The sequence below is a fragment of the Aliidiomarina sp. genome, assembly GCF_047920995.1.
In the GTDB taxonomy this organism is placed as follows: Bacteria; Pseudomonadota; Gammaproteobacteria; order Enterobacterales; family Alteromonadaceae; genus Aliidiomarina.
In genome coordinates this window covers 13701-33031 of sequence record NZ_JBLRWZ010000023.1, presented here as the reverse complement: position 1 = coordinate 33031, position 19331 = coordinate 13701, and the positions used below count along the sequence as shown (strand labels likewise).

Sequence of the window (19331 nt, the reverse complement as noted above, 5' to 3'; positions counted from 1 at the left end):
CCGATACTTGGTTCTAGGGTACTATACTTTGTAGCCAGTAGCCACTAGATACACCTCACGTGAACGCGCCCGAGACGAATCTGGCTTGCGTACTTTCACTGAGGTGAACGCTTGGCGAACGCTTTTCAAAAATACATCCGAACCTTCACCATGAAACACTTTTACTACAAATGACCCACCTGGTTTTAACACTTGCGCGCACATTTCTAGAGCCAACTCTACCAGGTACATCGAGCGTGGCTGATCAACCGCGTCTGTGCCACTAAAATTTGGCGCCATATCAGAAAGCAACACATCTACTTTTGCCCCACCAATTCGGGTTAGTAATGCATTTAATACTGCTTCCTCACGAAAATCGCCTTGCAAGAAATCTACCCCAGCGATTGGATCAATTGCCAAAATATCACAGGCAATAACTTCGCCTTTACCATCTTGTAAATCGGCCACATACTGCGACCAGCCACCTGGGGCTGCACCTAAATCTACTACGGTTTGCCCAGGCCGAAGGATCTTATCGCGCTGTTGAATTTCATCAATCTTAAACACAGCTCGAGAACGTAATCCTCGCTTCTGTGCTTTTTGGACATATTGATCGTCAAAATGTTCTTTCAACCAACGACTACTGCTGGCGGAACGCTTTTTTTTGGTCATAGAATTGTAACTCTTTTAAAACTCGGGCTGGCTCGTATTACTAGATGGCGGTAGAATACCCTAAATTCAAGTGGTCTGCTCGTTCTCTGTGAAAAAGCATAACGATTGCAGCCATCATTTAATTCTATCAGCAGTTCTTACGTATAAGAACCTACAGGCAGCACACTATGCAATTAAATAATAAACAGAAACAATTTTTAAAAGGCTTAGCGCACCCGTTAAAGCCAGTGGTGCTGCTTGGCGCTAATGGTTTAACCGAAGGTGTACTTGCTGAAATTGAACTCGCATTAGAGCACCACGAGCTGATTAAAATTAAAGTACCCGAGGAAGATCGTGAAATGCGCCAAGCTATTTACGATGCTATCGTTCGCGAAACCGCTTCTGCACAGGTGCAGGTAATTGGCAAAACGTTAGTTCTGTATCGGCCTGCTCGCGAACCGAAAATGCGCTTACCAAAATAATTTGCGCACCAAAAAAGAAAGCTCTGTAAAAATACAGAGCTTTCATGCATACACTAGCCAGCGGTTTAGTTATAAATAAACAACGTTAACCACTTCATATTCAACTTCGCCACTTGGTGTTGCCACCAGTGCTACGTCGTCTACTTCTTTACCAATCATGGCGCGCGCTAAAGGCGAGTTCACAGAAATTAAGTTTTTCTTAATATCGGCTTCATCATCACCCACTATCCGATAGGTTACTTCTTCATTGGAACTAGTATTAAACACCGTTACTGTAGCGCCAAAAATAACTTTCCCGTTATTGGGGATTTTGGTGACATCAATCACTTGCGCATTGGAAAGCTTCGCTTCAATTTCTTGAATACGGCCTTCACAAAAGCTTTGCTGCTCACGCGCCGCGTGATACTCAGCATTTTCTTTTAGATCGCCGTGTTCACGGGCATCAGCGATAGCCTGAATAATTCGCGGCCTATCTTCGCTTTTTAAACGTTGTAGCTCAGCTCGCAGAGATTCCGCCCCTGCCACTGTCATTGGAATATTTGTCATTGATTTAAAATCCTCTTATGCAGCTCCTGCAGCGAACTTACTCGCGCACGATCGTTTACCGTATGAGCCTTCACTGCGGCAAAGCCTGCATTCAGTGTGGTGGTATAACTTACATTATTCAAGAGCGCTTCCCTACGAATATAAACTGAATCCTCAATTGCTTGGCGCCCTTCCACCGTATTAATAATATAGCTATATTCGCCATTTTTCACGGCATCAACAATATTCGGCCGGCCTTCTTGCAGTTTATTTACAACCGTACAATGAATGCCCTGCTCTTGCAGCGATTTCGCAGTTCCACGAGTAGCCTCAACGGTGAAGCCCAAGGCAGTAAGCCCTCGGGCTAAATCCATCACCCGTTTCTTATCGCCCTCACGCACCGATAACAGCGCTTTGCCTTTTAACGGCAATGCTTGGCCGGCACCTAAGTTAGCTTTCGCATAGGCTTCCTCGAAGCTTTCGCCAACTCCCATAACTTCACCAGTGGAGCGCATTTCTGGCCCACGAATTGGATCTACACCTTGGAATTTAGCAAATGGTACCACAACTTCTTTCACAGAATAATATGGCGGTATCACTTCTGTTAAGCAGTTTTGCTGCTTCAGTGTTTGCCCCGCCATTACTCGTGCAGCAACTTTTGCTAATTGAATGCCGGTTGCTTTAGAAACAAAAGGTACTGTTCTAGCTGCGCGCGGATTCACTTCAATCAAGTAAATCTCATTGTTCTGAATTGCGAATTGCGTGTTCATTAAGCCGCGTACATTTAGTTCAAACGCCAGTTTCGTAACTTGTTCACGCAACTGGTTTTGCACTACATCGCTTAACGAGTATGGCGGCAAACTACAGGCTGAATCACCTGAGTGAACACCCGCTTGTTCAATATGCTGCATAATGCCACCGATAAATACATCTTCGCCATCACAGATAGCATCGATATCTACTTCAATCGCATTATCTAAGAACCGATCCAACAGCACTGGAGCAGAATTGGAAACTTTTACTGCTTCGGTTAAGTAACGTCTTAAATCTTGCTGATCATAAACAATTTCCATTGCCCGACCGCCAAGCACATAAGATGGCCGCACTACTAGTGGGAAACCTATTCGTGCTGATTCCACCATGGCCTGCTCAATATTGGTAATTGTAGCGTTCTCTGGCTGCTTCAAGCCTAACCGCTCTACCGCAGTTTGGAAACGTTCACGATCTTCTGCGCGGTCGATTGCATCTGGAGAAGTACCAATAATCGGCACTCCGTTCGCTTCTAAGGCGCGCGCTAACTTCAGTGGGGTTTGGCCACCATACTGCACAATAACGCCCTTAGGCTTCTCAATACGCACAATTTCCAGCACATCTTCGAGAGTGATGGGCTCAAAGTACAAACGATCCGAGGTATCATAATCAGTTGAAACTGTTTCGGGGTTACAATTTACCATAATGGTTTCATAACCATCTTCACGCATCGCTAAGGAAGCGTGTACACAGCAATAATCGAATTCAATACCTTGGCCTATGCGGTTCGGACCACCGCCGATAACCATGATTTTTTCACGATCAGAAGGCCGTGCTTCGCATTCTTCATCATAAGTGGAGTACATGTATGCTGTTTCAGAAGCGAACTCGGCCGCACAGGTGTCTACACGTTTATATACTGGGAAAATACCAAACTCTTCTCTGCGCTTACGGATTTCGTTCTCGTGCACATCTAAAATATCCGCCAGCCTTGCATCTGCGAAACCTTTGCGTTTCAAATAGCGCAAGCTATCGGCATCTAAACCTGCCAAACCGAATTCAGCCACCTCGTTTTCTAAGTGAATAATCTCTTCTATTTGCACTAAGTACCAACGATCAATATTGGTAAGCTCAAATACTTCATCTACGCTCATTCCCATACGGAATGCATCGCCGATATACCAAATACGTTCAGCGCCAGCTTCTTTTAACTCACGAATAATGCGCGTGCGCGCTTCTTCTGGCTCATTTAAATCCACCATCGGATCTAGGCCATGCATACCAAGCTCTAAACCACGTAACGCTTTTTGTAACGATTCTTGCTGGTTACGGCCGATGGCCATTACCTCGCCAACAGATTTCATTTGCGTGGTTAAGCGATCGTTCGCACCAGGGAATTTTTCGAAGTTGAAGCGCGGGATTTTTGTTACTACGTAATCAATTGCTGGCTCAAATGAGGCCGGGGTAACACCACCCGTGATCTCATTACTAAGCTCATCAAGCGTATAACCTACGGCGAGCTTCGCAGCAACTTTGGCAATAGGAAAGCCAGTAGCTTTGGAAGCAAGTGCAGAAGAGCGGCTTACCCGTGGGTTCATTTCGATAATCACCATACGACCGGTATCTGGACAAATACCAAACTGTACGTTCGAGCCACCAGTTTCTACACCTATCTCACGCAATACTGCCATCGAGGCATCACGCATGATTTGATATTCTTTGTCGGAAAGAGTTTGTGCTGGAGCAACGGTAATCGAATCACCGGTGTGAATCCCCATTGGATCGAAGTTCTCGATCGAGCATACGATAATGCAGTTATCGTTTTTATCGCGCACCACTTCCATTTCATACTCTTTCCAACCAATTAGTGATTCATCAATCAATAACTCGTTGTTCCGTGATAGCGCCAAACCACGCTTACAAATTTCTTCAAATTCATCACGGTTGTAGGCTATACCACCGCCGCTCCCGCCCATAGTGAACGAGGGCCGAATAATACATGGGAAGCCCAAGCGTTCAAGAATGCCAAATGCTTCTTCCATGCTGTGGGCAATTTCTGCTTTTGGCGTTTCTAAGCCAATCCGCTTCATGGCTTTATCGAAACGATCACGATCTTCTGCTTTATCAATTGCATCCGCAGTAGCACCAATCATTTCCACGTTGTATTCCTTGAGAATACCCCGTGAATCCAACTCTAGTGCACAGTTTAATGCGGTTTGTCCGCCCATTGTTGGCAAGATAGCATCGGGCCGTTCCCGGGCAATGATTTTCTCTACCACTTCCCAATGGATCGGCTCAATATAAGTTGCATCCGCCATTTCTGGGTCGGTCATAATTGTGGCTGGGTTCGAGTTCACCAAAATAACTCGATACCCTTCTTCTTTCAGTGCTTTACAGGCCTGAGCACCCGAGTAATCAAACTCACAAGCCTGACCAATTACAATCGGACCTGCCCCGATAATCAAAATACTTTGTATGTCTGTACGTTTTGGCATAGTGACAACTCTTTCTCAACTAACGGTTTGCAGAATGATTCGCTTCAAGCAGTTCGATAAAGTGATCAAATAGCCCAGCAGCATCATGTGGCCCTGGGCTAGCTTCTGGATGCCCTTGGAAACTAAATGCCGGCAGCGTGGTGTGATGAATGCCTTGCAGTGTGCCATCAAACAACGATTTATGCGTTGCTTTTAGGTGCTCAGGCAAGCTTGCCTCATCAACTGCGAAACCATGATTCTGGCTGGTTATCATCACTACACCACTGGCTAAATCTTGCACTGGGTGATTGGCACCATGATGGCCATGCTTCATTTTTATTGTGGTTGCACCTGTAGCCAACGCGAGTAATTGATGGCCTAAGCAGATACCGAAAATCGGTAACTTGTGCTGCAAAAATACTTTAATTGCGGTAATCGCATAAGTACATGGTGCTGGATCGCCTGGCCCATTGGATAGGAAAATTCCATCAGGGTTCAACGCTAACGCCTCTTCCGCTGAGGTTGTTGCAGGAACAACCGTAATCTTGCAGCCGCGATCGGCCAACATACGCAAAATATTCAGCTTGGCGCCAAAATCGTAGGCCACAATATGGAACTTGGTTTCGCCTTGAGCTTGATGCCCTGCACCTAATTGCCAGCTACCCATCGTCCATGGGTATGCTTTCTCACAGGTTGCAACCTTCGCTAAATCCATTCCCGCTAAACCAGGAAAATCTTGCGCAGCTTTTAATGCGGCTTCAATGGGTGCTTCATCCCCTACAGCATAGGTCATAATACAACCATTTTGCGCACCAGTATCCCGTAGCCGGTTTGTTAATCGACGTGTATCGATATCGGCTATGCCAAGAATACTTTCTGATTTAAGATAATCACTGAGAGATTGAGTACTGCGGAAATTGCTTGCGATTAGAGATAAATCGCGGATCACTAAGCCTTTGGCCCAAATACGTGAAGATTCTGAATCTTCGAGGGTAGTGCCGTAATTGCCAATATGTGGATAAGTGAGGGTAACGATCTGTTCTGCGTATGAGGGGTCGGTTAAAATCTCCTGATAGCCTGTCATTGCAGTATTGAAAACAACTTCACCAACAGCCTGCCCATCTGCACCAATTGCTGTGCCATTAAAAACAGTGCCGTCAGCGAGAACCAGGATTGCCCTGCGTTTGGTCTTACTCGCCGAAATACTCAAGGGTACCTCCGAACATAAAAAAACGGGCAAGCCATATAACACTCCCCCGCTTTACACCGAATCATGCACAGCCAGACCCACGTTTAACAATCAAATTACAGCTAATTTCCAGCCCTTTATTCAACTGTGCCCACGGATGGCTGCACCTGTGCTTGCCGGCGTTCGGCAAATTGTTCGTATGATACTAAAAAGGCGCATTTCAGTCTAGCCCAAGTGCGTCCTTCATTGTATAAAAGCCTGCTGTTTGTTGATTTGCTAACCAACTTGCGGCTCGCAATGCGCCCTCGGCAAATGTGCTTCGGTTCGCAACCCGATGCGTAAGTTCGATACGCTCTCCCCCAAGCACCAAGTAAACAGTGTGTTCACCAACGATATCGCCAGCGCGAATGGTGGCAAACCCAATACTACCTGCCGCATGAATTTCATTTTTACCGTTGCGATCATATGCGGCCACATCTGCTAAGTTTTGCCCACGCCCTTGCGCTGCCGCTTCACCAAGCAGCAATGCGGTACCAGAGGGAGCATCTTTCTTTTGCGTATGGTGCGCTTCAAATATCTCAATATCAGCGGTGCTACCCAATACTTCGGCTGCTTTTTCGGTAAGAGCGGCTAGCAAATTAATTCCCACGCTGGTGTTCGCCGCATGCAAAATAGCAATACTCTCAGCCGCGGAACGTAATTGTTGCTGTTGCGCATCGGTTAAGCCTGTAACACAGAGCACCGCCGGGCATTGCGCCCTTTGGTATGCTTGCAAACGTTCCGATAAGCCCTCAGCTAGAGCAAAATCGATCACCACATCCGCACCGCTTAAAGCGGCAAAATCATCCGTAATAACCACCTGATTTGCCGTACCATCGGCAAGTACGCCTGAATCGATGCCTAGTGCAGATGAATTTGTTCGTGTTATAGCCGCATGCAGCAACAACTCGCCCGCTCCACTTGCTCCGTTGTGTTCTGGATGCAACAGCGTTACTACCTGTCTGCCCATGCGGCCACTCGCGCCCACCACTGCAACTTTCATCACCTTCGCCATTTACCCTAGGCTCCTTGCTCTTTAATTAAGGTTATTATCTTTCCGCGTTTCCGCGCTTTCCAAGTTAGCCAACTGGGTTGGCTGCAAACTTGCAAATTCATTGCGCATGCCAGCTGCGAGAACCTCTTCGTTAACCATATTCTCAGATTTCGCTACTACAAGCGACACTGCCATATCGCCGGTTACATTTGTTGTTGTGCGCATCATATCAATAATTCTATCAACTGCGGCAATAAAAGCGATGCCCTCTAATGGTAAGCCCACTGCAGAAAGGGTTACCGTTAACATCACCATGGCCGACCCGGGAACACCGGCGGTGCCAAAATCTGGGTAGGGAAAATAGCCCGAAAGAACTGCCACGGTTTCACTTTGGCACCAAAGCGAACCAAGCTACCATACACAAAAATGATGTGGATTAAGCATGCCAAGTAAATAGCACCAATAAACTTGCCAAGCGGCAGTAACATTTCAATACCATGTGTGCCTACTACCCAAGCCATTAAACCGAACACACCAATGGGCGTTAACTCTAAAACATAGCGGGTAATTTGATACATTACCATCGGCAAGCGCTGCAAATGGACTGGTTGGAATTACCGAGAGAATTACTTGGCTCACAGGTGGAATATCACGTTCAGTAACCGCCCCTGCGGTTAGCTCCACATTTGGGGTTAAATCTATTCATGTTTGCAGTAAGCTTTTAGCTATCCGTGTTATCTAGTTTTCTCGGCCGCGGACAGTTTGGCAAATTACCAGCCGCAACCCGGGCTTCATAATCTCGCATGGCAGCAGGAACACGGGCACTTAAATCGCGAATGCGGCTGCTCGGTGATGGATGCGTGGAAAGTAACTCAGGTGGCGAGCCACCACTTTCTGCAGCCATATTTTCCCACAGTTTCGGCGCTTCTTGCGGTTGGAAACCGGCTTTGGCCATTAACTCTAAACCAATGGCATCCGCTTCGCTTTCATGAATGCGGCTGTAAGGTAATGCCACCGCGATTTGTGAGGTAATACCTAAACCCGCCATAATCATGCCCCGTTGTTGTGGAGAACGATCTGATAAAGCGATATCAGTGCCAATCAATACACCGCTAATCAATAAGTTAGTAGATAATCGCTCACTACTATGATCGGCCATAACGTGGCCAATTTCATGGCCCATTACAGCGGCTAATTGATGTTCATTTTCAGCAACACGCAACATACCGGTGTAAAACCCGATGTAACCACCAGGCAATGCAAACGCATTAATCGTATCCGATTCAAATACCACTACTTCCCAGTTATTATTAGCATATTGCTCCGGCAAAATGTCAATAATGGCGTTTGCAACACACTGCGCATAAGCGTTTAATTCTCGATCCGTAGATACTTTCTCTTCTTCTTTAATTTGCGCAAATGCATCTGTCCCCATCGAGTTCAAGGCACTCCCGGAAAATAAGTTAAGCTGCGAACGACCGGTTGGAGAGGTAGTGCAGGCAACCAATACGAACATGGCAACGAAAATAACAGTAAACACACGATATCGATTCATAAATACTCCCTTTAGCGAGCCCCAGTAAAGTATTACGGCGCTGTCGCAAATTACCTTAACAATAGCAGTATTTTAACTGTATAAATTAGATAATGGTTAATATAGCAAAGTTCCAAACAAAAACCCCTAACAGCAGTACTTAGCGGTTAGGGGCTTTACATTACACTTACAGAAGTAGCAGTTAGCTGCCGGTTAAATCATCAAAGAACTTTTTTACACCATCGAAAAAACCACGCTCTTTCGGCCGATATTTTGCCGCTTCATCGCCGGTGCCCATGGAATCTTCAAACTCTTTCAATAACGCTTTTTGCTTTGCCGAAAGGTTTACTGGTGTTTCGATTACCGCTTTACACACCAAATCGCCTACTGCGCCTGAACGAACCGATTTAACCCCTTTGCCGCGCATCCGGAACATTCTGCCCGTTTGCGTTTCCGTTGGGATCTTCAATTTCACTCGGCCATCTAGCGTAGGCACTTCTACCTCGCCACCTAAAGCGGCTTGGGTAAAGCTTACCGGTACTTCACAGTACAAGTTATTGCCTTCGCGGCGGAAGATTTTGTGTTCTCGAACGCGCACTTGCACATATAAATCACCACTTGGCGCACCATGCTCACCCGCTTCACCTTCACCCGCCAAACGCACGCGGTCGCCGGTATCCACACCCGCTGGAATCTTCACATTCAAGGTGCGTGTTTTCTCTTTGCGGCCTTGCCCATGACAGCTCTTACACGGGTTCTCAACAATAGTGCCACGGCCATTACATTGCGGACACGTTTGTTGCACAGCAAAGAAACCCTGGCGCATTTGTACCTGACCAGCGCCATGGCACACATCACAAGTTTTTGGTGGGCTATTATCAGCAGAACCAGTACCATCGCAATCATCACAAGTGCTCAAGCGAGGGATTTTCAACTCAACTTCTTTACCGCGCACGGCATCTTCTAAGGTCATCTCTAAATCGTAGCGAAGATCTGAGCCTCGTTGGGCTCGGCGCCCACCACCGCGGCGGCCGCCACCAAAGATATCACCAAATACATCACCAAAAATGTCAGAGAAATCAGCATTACCGCCAAAGCCTGCGCCTTGGCCACCCCGTGCCTGATCAAAGGCATCATGGCCATACTGGTCATACACTCGGCGCTTCTCGCTATCGCTAAGAATTTCGTAAGCTTCTTTCACCTCTTTAAACTTCGCTTCGAGGTTTTTATCGCCCTTGGTACGATCCGGGTGAAACTTCATTGCAAGTTTTTTGTAGGCTTTTTTTATCTCGCGCTCGTCGGCAGCTTTTGATACCCCAAGCACTTCATAATAATCGGTTTTTGCCATAATTTTGTGTTCTCTGTCAGTCTGTCAGACACACACACGGGCGTTCCCTAAGGTAACGCCCGTGCTAAGAAAGTTATGCAACAAAGCAACTTACTTTTTGTCTTCGTCTTTAACTTCTTCAAACTCAGCGTCAACCACATCATCAGCTGCGTCACTAGCAGCATTGCTAGCACCATCAGCCTGTTGTTGCTGGGCTTGTTGCTGAGCGATTTCCATCAACTTAGCTGAAGCTTCCATAAGCGCTTGTGATTTTGCTTCCATCGCTTCTTTATCACTTGCTTTCATCGCTTCTTCAAGCTCGCTGCTCGCCTTTTCGATGGCTTCCTTATCTTCCGCTGGTAAGGCATCGCCGGCTTCTTCAACTTGCTTCTTGGTAGCGTGAATTAGTGCATCAGCTTGGTTACGCGCCTGCACCATTTCTTCGAATTTCTTATCTTCTTCAGCATGAGCTTCTGCATCACGCACCATTTTTTCCACTTCATCATCGCTTAAACCTGAAGAAGCCTTAATGGTAATCTTCTGCTCTTTACCGGTATCCTTATCTTTCGCAGAAACATGCAAAATACCATCGGCATCCACATCAAAGGTTACTTCGATTTGTGGCTGACCACGCATTGCTGCACGGATACCTTCAAGATTAAATTGGCCCAGCGATTTGTTATCTGCAGCGCGCTTACGCTCACCTTGAATAACATGAATAGTTACCGCTGATTGGTTATCTTCGGCTGTAGAGAAAGTTTGCGATTTCTTAGTAGGAATCGTAGTGTTCTTCTCAATCAATGGGGTCATTACGCCACCCATCGTTTCAATACCAAGCGATAATGGGCTCACATCAAGCAGCAACACATCTTTTACATCGCCTTGTAATACACCCGCTTGCACTGCCGCGCCTACGGCTACAGCTTCATCAGGGTTTACATCTTTACGCGCTTCTTTCCCGAAGAAATCAGCTACTAATTCTTGAACTTTTGGCATCCGCGTTTGGCCACCAACAAGAATGATATCGTTGATATCGCCAACTTTCAGATCTGCATCTGCTAATGCTTGTTTTACCGGCTCAAGCGTTTTGCGAACCATATCTTCAACTAATGATTCAAGCTTCGAACGCGTTAGCTTAATCGCCATATGCTTCGGACCTGAGCCATCAGCAGTAATATATGGCAAGTTCACTTCAGTTTGCTGCGCTGAAGAAAGCTCAATTTTGGCTTTCTCACCGGCTTCTTTCAAGCGTTGCATCGCCAATGGATCTTTGCGTAAATCAATTCCTTGATCTTTCTGGAACTGCTCTACTAAGTAGTTGATTACGCGGTTATCAAAATCTTCACCACCGAGGTGAGTATCACCGTTGGTAGCAAGTACTTCAAAGGTGTGCTCGCCATCAACTTCGTCGATTTCAATAATGGAAATATCGAAGGTACCGCCACCTAAATCGTAAACAGCTACGGTACGCTCACCGCTTTTCTTGTCCATACCGTAAGCTAAAGCTGCTGCGGTTGGTTCGTTAATAATACGCTTTACTTCTAAACCAGCGATGCGGCCTGCATCTTTGGTTGCTTGGCGCTGCGCATCATTAAAGTATGCAGGTACAGTGATTACTGCCTCAGTTACTTTTTCGCCTAAGTAATCTTCTGCAGTTTTCTTCATTTTTTTCAATATTTCAGCAGAAATCTGTGGTGGCGCTTTCTTGTCGCCCTTCACTTCTACCCACGCATCACCATTATCAGCTTTGGCAATGCCATACGGCATGATGCCCATATCGCGCTGCACTTCTTCATCTTCAAAGCGGCGACCAATTAAGCGTTTAATGGCAAATAATGTATTTTGTGGGTTGGTAACCGCCTGCCGTTTCGCTGGCGCACCTACCAAAATTTCACCATCATCAGCGAAAGCAACAACAGAAGGAGTTGTACGATCGCCTTCGGCGTTCTCTATCACGCGTGCTTTACCGCCTTCCATGATAGCTACACAAGAGTTTGTTGTTCCTAAATCGATACCAATGATTTTACCCATGATTTTCTCCAAACGTTCAATCTGTTTCCAGGATGTCTATGAAATGGGGACGCCCCGATAAAATTTCAATACTTTCTACAAGGTTATTAACGATTTTTTTATCCGCGCTTAACTTGCTGCGCGAGAAACCATTACCATTGCCGGGCGCAATAAGCGGCCGTTTAATAAGTAGCCTTTCTGCATTACGTAAAGCACTGTGTTAGCAGGAACATCAGCACTTTCTTGCATTCCCATCGCTTCATGCAGCTGCGGGTTAAATGGTTGCCCTTCTGGGTTTACTGCTTCCATACCAAATTTTTCAATGGTGCTGAGAAACCCTTTATGGGTCATCTCAATACCTTCGGCAATGCTATTTTGAGCAGCATCGGAAACATCTATGGTTTGCAAGGCTCGCTCTAAGTTATCAATTACCGCAAGCAATTCGCCGGCAAATTTTTCCAAGGCGAAATTACGCGCTTTTTCTACTTCTTGCGCCGCTCTACGGCGCACATTTTCAGCTTCCGCCGCTATCCGTAAGCCTTTATCTCGCTCAGCTTGGAGCTCGTTGGCTAGAGCAGTAACTTGGCGTTGCAGCTGTTCCGTATCAAGTTGTGTTGGCTCATCAGCATCTGCATTCGTAGTTACTTCATCAGCAGCATCAACAACCTGCTCTTCCGCTGATTCCACGTTAACGTCAGGCTTTTTCTGCTGTTCCGATTGGCTTTTGTCGCTCATGCCTTGCTCCATCTTCGTTCTCTATTTCGTTTAACGGCGAACCAAAGTATTGCCAGCTCAATAAAATAAGTTGCTCAACCATCGGCTATCGCCTTGCTTGCATGTGTATATTGGGGCTGGCCAAATAAATTCAAGGATAAATTTTCAAATCGCTAGTTATTGATCTCGATAGCTAAAGCCCGTAGCTTATGCTGTATTCATTTTGCGGAGATATTTATGCCTCAATCGGTGCAACAACAACCCGCTTTTCAAGTGATTGGCTTACTCTGTAAGAAACACTCTGAAACAGCTCAAGAAACTCTCCAGCACCTAGCCGACGCACTTGTGCAAGCTGGGAAGCAGGTATTTGTTGATAGTAAAGCTCCGGCTGTACCCTTACCCGATCAAGTAACGCGTATTTCTCTCGCAGAAATCGGCGAACAAGCAGAGCTTGCGATTGTCATCGGCGGTGATGGCAAAATGCTGGGTGCGGCGCGTAGATTAAGCCTATACAACATTGCCGTGATTGGAGTGAATAGAGGTAATCTAGGGTTTCTTACTGATTTATCACCAGAAAATGTGATTACCCAATTAATGCCAGTGCTCCAGGGTAAATACCGCACCGAACAGCGTTTTCTTCTAGATGCGCGAATTGCAAGTAATGGTGAAATCATTCACCGGGGTAACGCCATGAACGAGGTAATTCTGCATTCTGATCAAGTGGCGCATATGCTGGAGTTTGAGGTTGATGTAGACGAACAGTTTGTATTCAGCCAACGTTCTGATGGCTTGATTATTGCCACGCCCACCGGTTCTACCGCGTATTCTTTATCCGCAGGTGGCCCTATTTTAACGCCGGGTTTGAATGCTATCACCTTAGTTCCCATGTTCCCCCATACACTCAGCAGCCGACCTATTGTAGTAGACGGCAACAGTGCTATTCGTGTGCGGGTAGCCCCAGACGATCAACCGCTCCATATAAGCTGCGATGGCCACTTGAAGTTACCAGTTCCAGAGGGCGCAGAAATTATTATTACTCGCCAAAGCAAGCCCTTGCGTTTGGTACATCCGCTGGATTACAACTATTACCACGTGCTCCGCAACAAGCTGAGTTGGGGCAGCCGCTTGTTCTAAAAAATATTTCTTCACTCCGCTTGCACTACTGGATAACTACTGTATATTTACTGTATATAAGAACAGTGCCTTTATTCTTTCTTGCTTGCGGAGGCAACTATGCTGACACAACTACACATTCGCCAGTTTGCTATCGTTGATGAACTCAGTATTGATTTTCAAAACGGTATGACCGCTATCACCGGTGAAACAGGTGCAGGTAAATCCATAGCGTTGGATGCCCTAAGCTTGTGCCTAGGAGCGCGCGCCGAAAGTTCTATGGTTCGGCCCGGCAGTGAGCGGGCGGAAGTTACCGCAAGCTTCAATGTGCATCAGCTGCCGGCTGTGCTGCAATGGTTAAGCGAGCACGATATGCTCGATGAGCACTGTGAACCGAACGAAGATAACTGCATTATTCGCCGCACTTTAACCGCTGAAGGGCGTTCTAAAGGATTTATTAACGGCGCTCCCGTGCCAGTTACCTTAATGCGCGAACTCGGCACGATGTTGATAAGTTTACATGGCCAACATGATCATCATTTGCTGATGAAAGCAGATTATCAAATTAGTTTGCTAGATCAATTTGCACACCATCCTGAACTTCTGCAAAAAACCCAGCAACAACATAAACAGTGGCGGGCACTTATTCGTGAACAACGTGAGCTGGCAACGTTGCAAGAAGCACAAGAATCCAAGCGGCAACTATTACAATATCAAGTAACAGAACTAAACGAATTCAATGTTTCGGCCGATGAGTTTAATCAACTTGAGGCCGATCACAAACGTTTAGCAAACGCCTCGGGGCTGCTCGATGATGCACAGTTTAGCTTAAACTCCTTGTATGATGGCGAACATAATAACGCGTATACACTGCTGCAATCGGTAATAGAACGGCTGCATGAAAGCATAGAAATTGATGCGCAATTAAAGCCTATTGTAGGCATGTTGCAAGATGCAGCCGTACAAATAGAGGAAGCTGCGCGTGAACTGCGCCACTATCAAGACGGTATTGATCTTGATCCGCAATTACTCGCGGAAACTGAAGCACGCATGAGCCAGGCCATGCATCTTGCGAAGAAGCATCAAGTTGCGCCACAAGAATTACCGCGGTTACGCGATGAGTTAAATGCAGATTTAGCTGGTATTACTGAATCTGGCGACCGCTTAGAGAAGTTAGCCCCGGAAATTACAGCAGCGCACAATACGTTTTTAGCGTTAGCGGAAAAGTTAAGTGCGAGCCGAGCAAAGGCCGCAAACAAATTAGCTTCACAGGTGGCCTCAACGATGCATAAATTGAATATGCCAGAGGGTGAGTTTTCGGTAGTAGTAGATAACAACCCAAGCGAGCATACTTCAGCACGGGGCATCGATGAAGTGAAATTCTTAGTTTCAGCAAATGCCGGGCAACCGCTACAGCCAATTAATAAAGTAGCATCTGGAGGCGAACTCTCACGTATTAGTTTAGCTATTCAAGTGCTTACGGCTGGGCAAGATAATTTACCTACTATGATATTTGATGAAGTTGATGTTGGGGTTAGTGGCCCTACCGCTACTACGGTTGGTAAGTTACTACGCCAGCTAGGGGCAAATAACCAAGTGTTGTGCGTAACCCATTTACCGCAAGTGGCTGCGCGAGCACACCAACAAATGTTCGTGAGTAAACATACCGAAGCTGGAAAAACCATTACTTCAATGCAAGCCCTTTCTAATCAGCATCGGATTGAAGAATTAGCCCGATTACTTGGTGGCGACACAATTACACAGCATACTCTGGCAAATGCGAAAGAATTATTAGCAGGCTAATGTTTTCGCTCAAACACCTAGTAATTATGATGATTGATGAGAATTCGCAATACTAAGGGAACTATTATCGCGCCAAGCAGACGAATAAAAACCGCGAGTGGGTGGCATCTAGGTCTTGTTTTACGCTAAGATTCACCCCTGACACATCATCTGAAACAGGTTATTCAGGTTATATATGAGAATTTTATTGGCAATCGCCCTTTCTGCTTCAATTGCAAGCTGCGCTGTAATCGATCCGCTAGTGTATAAAATAGATATTCCACAAGGAAATTATCTAGAGCAACGGGATGTAGATAAACTGCGCGTAGGAATGACCCGAGAACAGGTTCGTTTCGTATTAGGCTCACCTGTGGCAGAAAATGTATTTCGTGATGAAGAATGGAATTACATTTTCAGATTAAAGCCAGGCCGTGGTGATGTAATCACGCGTGAGCTTACAGTGCGCTTCGAAGGCGATCATCTCGCTTCTATCGACGGCGACTTCAAGCCTCACGAAGATTTCAACACACCAATAGACTCATAATGTTCTGCGGCTTTCGCCGCACAACCGATAGCGCTTGCCCGGTGCTTTGCTGTTGTATTTTTTGCTGAGCTTCCAATCAAAGCGCATTATTAAAGGCGCAGCAAAAAGAGCAGAATGGCTAATGCATACCATTAAAGCACAGTTAACTCCTGAATCAAGCGCCACGGATAGCCACAGCTATCGGTGGCTTCAGCTTGAAAACGGTTTACGTGTGCTGCTGGTGCATAACGCCTCGAGTAAACAAAGCGCAGCATCCTTTGCTGTGAATGCAGGCCATTTCCACGACCCTATCGAAGCACAAGGAATTGCGCACTTTCTCGAACATCTCATTTTTCTGGGCAGCGCCTCATTCCCAGAGGCAAACGCTTTCGCCAATCGTATTAATAATAGCAGTGGGCACTTCAATGCTTGGACCGGCACCGAGCATAGTAACTACTATTTTGCCTGTGCCACCAACGAGTTTTCTGATTGCGTAAAACATTTTAGCTCACTATTTAAAGAACCCTTATTGAAGCATGAGTGGGTAGATAAAGAACGTCAATCAATAGAAGCGGAATACCGCTTAAAGCTGAAAGACGAGTTGCGCCGATTATATGAAGTTCATAAAACAACCTCTAACCCGGCACACCCATTCGCCAAGTTCTCTGTAGGAAATGCGGAAACGCTAGCAGATACCAACATCACTATTCGCGAGCGGTTAGAAGATTTCCACCAAACATTCTATGTTGCTAACAATGCAGCCTTAGTTTTGGCTGGCTCGCAATCATTAACGGAGCTACAAGAGATAGCTCTTGCGCATTTCGCCGATATGCGTGCCGGCGAAGCGGCTATCAATTTGCCCGCGGTACCTATCTATCAAGAACAACATAAAAGTTGTCAAATATACGTAAGGCCGATTAAGCAAGCGAATCGATTAATACTTACTTTTCCCTTAGATGAAATTAATAGTGATTATTTGCACAAAACCACCAGCTTTTTGGCGCATTTACTAGGACACGAAGGTAGCGGCAGCCTGTGTTATTTTTTACGCCAACAACATTGGATTCAAGAGTTGTCTGCGGGTGGCGGAATGAGCGGCTATAATTTTAAAGATTTCCACTTGAATATTCAGCTTACGGATCTTGGCGCTGAGAATATTCAACATGTTGTGCAGGCATGCTTTCAGTATATTCGGGTGATTGCAGCAGAGGGAGTTCAGAACGCGTTATACAATGAACGCAAACAAATGATGGCTTTAGCGTATCAATTCCCGGAAGCAATCCAAACCGTAGAACTGGCTTCGCAACTTGCCATTAATATGCTGCACTACGCCCCAGAGCATGTTGTTAGCGGTGATTATCGTATGGATGGATTACGCAATAATTTAGCGCGCGTTACGCTTAGCAAAATGATTCCTGAAAATGCGCGCATTACACTAATTCACCCGCAAGCCCCAGTAAACCAAAAAACTCAGTATTATGGGGCAGAATATAAAATTGAGCCGCTATCAAGCGAGCAATTAAGTATACTAAAACAGCCTGTGCCTGAAACATTACAGGCCAATTTCCAAGTACCCGAAGCAAACCCATATACACCTAAGCGGATTGTTCCCTTGCCTATTGCGAAGCAACTGCAGAGCGAAGCAACTGCAGTGCAGAACCAGCAATGTGAGCGCACTGGCTACTATCCAAACAAGCTATCGAGCCCAGCTGGCGTTACCTTGTGGTATTTGCAGGATGTTCATTTTAGAGAGCCTCAAGCGCATATTTATTTATCACTGCAATTACCACTAGCCAATGCAAGTGCACGGAATCATGCCATTAGTAGAATTTGGTGTGAGCTTGGCCAAGAGCTATTAAGTGAGCAGTTTTACGATGCCGAAGTTGCGGGAATGCATTTTAACTTGTATCCACAGCAATCTGGCATCACGCTACATCTATCCGGATTTTCAGATCGGCAACCAGCATTATTTAAAGATTTAATGCGCTCGCTGGCGGCGTTGCGCTCTAGCAAACAACACTTCCATACCGTTCGCCAACAATTACAGCGGAACTGGCAAGCAATTCACCAAAACAAGCCAATTAATCATTTATTCTCTTTGCTGCATCACCAACTTCAACACGGTGCCTACACCGCACAACAGCTGGCCGATAGTATTGTAGATCTTGATTTTGAGCATTATTGCGATTTACTACCTGGAATGTTGCGTGATGCACAAGCCATTATTCTTGCGCATGGTGATATTGAGCAGAAAACTGCTGGCGAACTCGCTAATTGGGTTGCACAAACACTACCTGTAATTGCGGAACCTAAAGCAAAAGTAAGCCGTTCGGTAAAGCGCCTCAACAGCGGTGTACAAACTGTGCCATTCTTGAACGAACATAGCGATCACGCTTTCGCCCTATTTTTTCAAGGCCAAAACACCGGCTTACATGAGAAAGCGTATTTTTTAGTGCTCAATCACTTATTCAGTGCGCGTTTCTTCCACAGCCTCCGTACCGAACAGCAGATGGGATATTTAGTAGGCTCAAGCTATCTGCCGATGCATGGCCTACCCGGGCTTCTCTGTTACGTGCAATCACCAAACTACGTACCAGCGGATATTAGCGCCGCGGTTGAAATTTTCATTACGCAATTTTTAAAGCAGTTAGTCACGCTACCCGCAGCAGATTTTGTGAACGCGCAAAAAGCAGTACTGCATCACTTAACCGATTCTGCGCCAAGCATGCGTGTGCGCGCTCAGCGATACTGGAGCTCAGTAATTAACAATCGGGGTGATTTCGAGTTAGCGAATCGAGTAGCTGAAACTGTGCGCAACATTACTCATGCCGAGCTAGTTGCATTCGCAACAAAACGCCTAAAAAGTGAGCGCTGTGCAATGGCACTGGCGGATAACTTGGTTTAAGCGTTTGCGTTCCCTGGCGTCCACCACCGGGTTATCTGCAACCTTATCTGCATCCATGCCTTCTCAGCACAACATTCAGGCACGAAATAAAATACCTTCAGGCCCTTTTGCTCTGAGTATACGCATACGTTTATGGGTGCGGAACATTGGCAGGAGCAGTGGGCCAAACAATAAGCCAAGTACTGCCCATCGCTTTGGACCAAGGGCGTACTGCCACGCCTGAATATAATAAAAGCCTGCAAAAACTATTGTAAGCAAGATAAATAACAACATTACATTTACCTTTCTTGAAGAATAAACACACCGCGCTAAGGCTCTCGTGGCCAATTCAATAGCAACA

General features: G+C 46.1%; 14 protein-coding genes and 1 pseudogene. 5 read left to right on the top strand and 10 right to left on the bottom strand.

The genetic code is table 11. The annotated features are described in order from the left end of the window. Positions 1-21: 21 nt before the first annotated feature. Complete coding sequence (rlmE, locus tag ACNA7P_RS07690; RefSeq protein ID WP_416258038.1) at positions 22-651, bottom strand: 23S rRNA (uridine(2552)-2'-O)-methyltransferase RlmE; 630 nt, start codon at positions 649-651, stop codon at positions 22-24. Positions 652-818: 167 nt separating this feature from the next. Here rlmE and yhbY point away from each other — a divergent pair, with 167 nt between their 5' ends. Continuing rightward, entirely contained in the window at positions 819-1112 is a 294-nt protein-coding gene (gene yhbY, locus ACNA7P_RS07685; RefSeq protein WP_416258037.1) for a ribosome assembly RNA-binding protein YhbY, read from the top strand. A 69-nt stretch (positions 1113-1181) separates the two neighbouring features. Here the strand turns inward: yhbY and greA are convergent, their stop codons facing one another. The 9 genes and pseudogenes from greA to grpE all read right to left on the bottom strand — a co-directional run bounded on the left by greA (position 1182) and on the right by grpE (position 12689). Beyond that, on the bottom strand, positions 1182-1658 hold the full coding sequence (greA, locus tag ACNA7P_RS07680; protein ID WP_416258036.1) for a transcription elongation factor GreA: 477 nt from the start codon (positions 1656-1658) through the stop codon (positions 1182-1184). Continuing rightward, on the bottom strand, positions 1655-4882 hold the full coding sequence (gene carB / locus ACNA7P_RS07675; protein WP_416258035.1) for a carbamoyl-phosphate synthase large subunit: 3228 nt from the start codon (positions 4880-4882) through the stop codon (positions 1655-1657). The genes greA and carB overlap by 4 nt, the downstream gene beginning before the upstream one ends. Before the next feature lie 19 nt (positions 4883-4901). Then, positions 4902-6071: a glutamine-hydrolyzing carbamoyl-phosphate synthase small subunit gene (gene carA, locus ACNA7P_RS07670; protein WP_416258034.1), complete on the bottom strand. Its 1170-nt coding sequence runs from the start codon at positions 6069-6071 to the stop codon at positions 4902-4904. A gap of 199 nt (positions 6072-6270) precedes the next feature. Then, the gene (dapB, locus tag ACNA7P_RS07665; RefSeq protein ID WP_416258033.1) at positions 6271-7104 is read right to left on the bottom strand and encodes a 4-hydroxy-tetrahydrodipicolinate reductase; all 834 of its coding nucleotides are present in this window, start codon (positions 7102-7104) and stop codon (positions 6271-6273) included. A 21-nt stretch (positions 7105-7125) separates the two neighbouring features. After that, positions 7126-7785, bottom strand: a pseudogene (locus ACNA7P_RS07660) (dicarboxylate/amino acid:cation symporter); the annotation flags it as partial. Positions 7786-7804: 19 nt separating this feature from the next. Beyond that, positions 7805-8638 (bottom strand): M48 family metallopeptidase, encoded by an 834-nt coding sequence (locus tag ACNA7P_RS07655; RefSeq protein ID WP_416258032.1) that lies wholly within the window; start codon positions 8636-8638, stop codon positions 7805-7807. A 181-nt stretch (positions 8639-8819) separates the two neighbouring features. Beyond that, complete coding sequence (gene dnaJ / locus ACNA7P_RS07650) at positions 8820-9965, bottom strand: molecular chaperone DnaJ (protein ID WP_416258031.1); 1146 nt, start codon at positions 9963-9965, stop codon at positions 8820-8822. A 90-nt stretch (positions 9966-10055) separates the two neighbouring features. Further along, entirely contained in the window at positions 10056-11975 is a 1920-nt protein-coding gene (gene dnaK, locus ACNA7P_RS07645) for a molecular chaperone DnaK (RefSeq protein ID WP_416258030.1), read from the bottom strand. Positions 11976-12083: 108 nt separating this feature from the next. Further along, positions 12084-12689 (bottom strand): nucleotide exchange factor GrpE, encoded by a 606-nt coding sequence (grpE, locus tag ACNA7P_RS07640; RefSeq protein ID WP_416258029.1) that lies wholly within the window; start codon positions 12687-12689, stop codon positions 12084-12086. Positions 12690-12905: 216 nt separating this feature from the next. Between grpE and nadK the strand changes: the two genes are divergently transcribed. The 4 genes from nadK to ACNA7P_RS07620 all read left to right on the top strand — a co-directional run bounded on the left by nadK (position 12906) and on the right by ACNA7P_RS07620 (position 18991). Continuing rightward, complete coding sequence (gene nadK, locus ACNA7P_RS07635) at positions 12906-13802, top strand: NAD(+) kinase (protein ID WP_416258028.1); 897 nt, start codon at positions 12906-12908, stop codon at positions 13800-13802. A gap of 99 nt (positions 13803-13901) precedes the next feature. Beyond that, on the top strand, positions 13902-15584 hold the full coding sequence (gene recN / locus ACNA7P_RS07630; protein WP_416258027.1) for a DNA repair protein RecN: 1683 nt from the start codon (positions 13902-13904) through the stop codon (positions 15582-15584). 175 nt (positions 15585-15759) lie between these two features. Then, positions 15760-16107, top strand: a complete 348-nt coding sequence (locus tag ACNA7P_RS07625) for an outer membrane protein assembly factor BamE (protein ID WP_416258026.1) — start codon at positions 15760-15762, stop codon at positions 16105-16107. 121 nt (positions 16108-16228) lie between these two features. Further along, positions 16229-18991: an insulinase family protein gene (locus ACNA7P_RS07620; RefSeq protein WP_416258025.1), complete on the top strand. Its 2763-nt coding sequence runs from the start codon at positions 16229-16231 to the stop codon at positions 18989-18991. Positions 18992-19331: the final 340 nt, after the last annotated feature.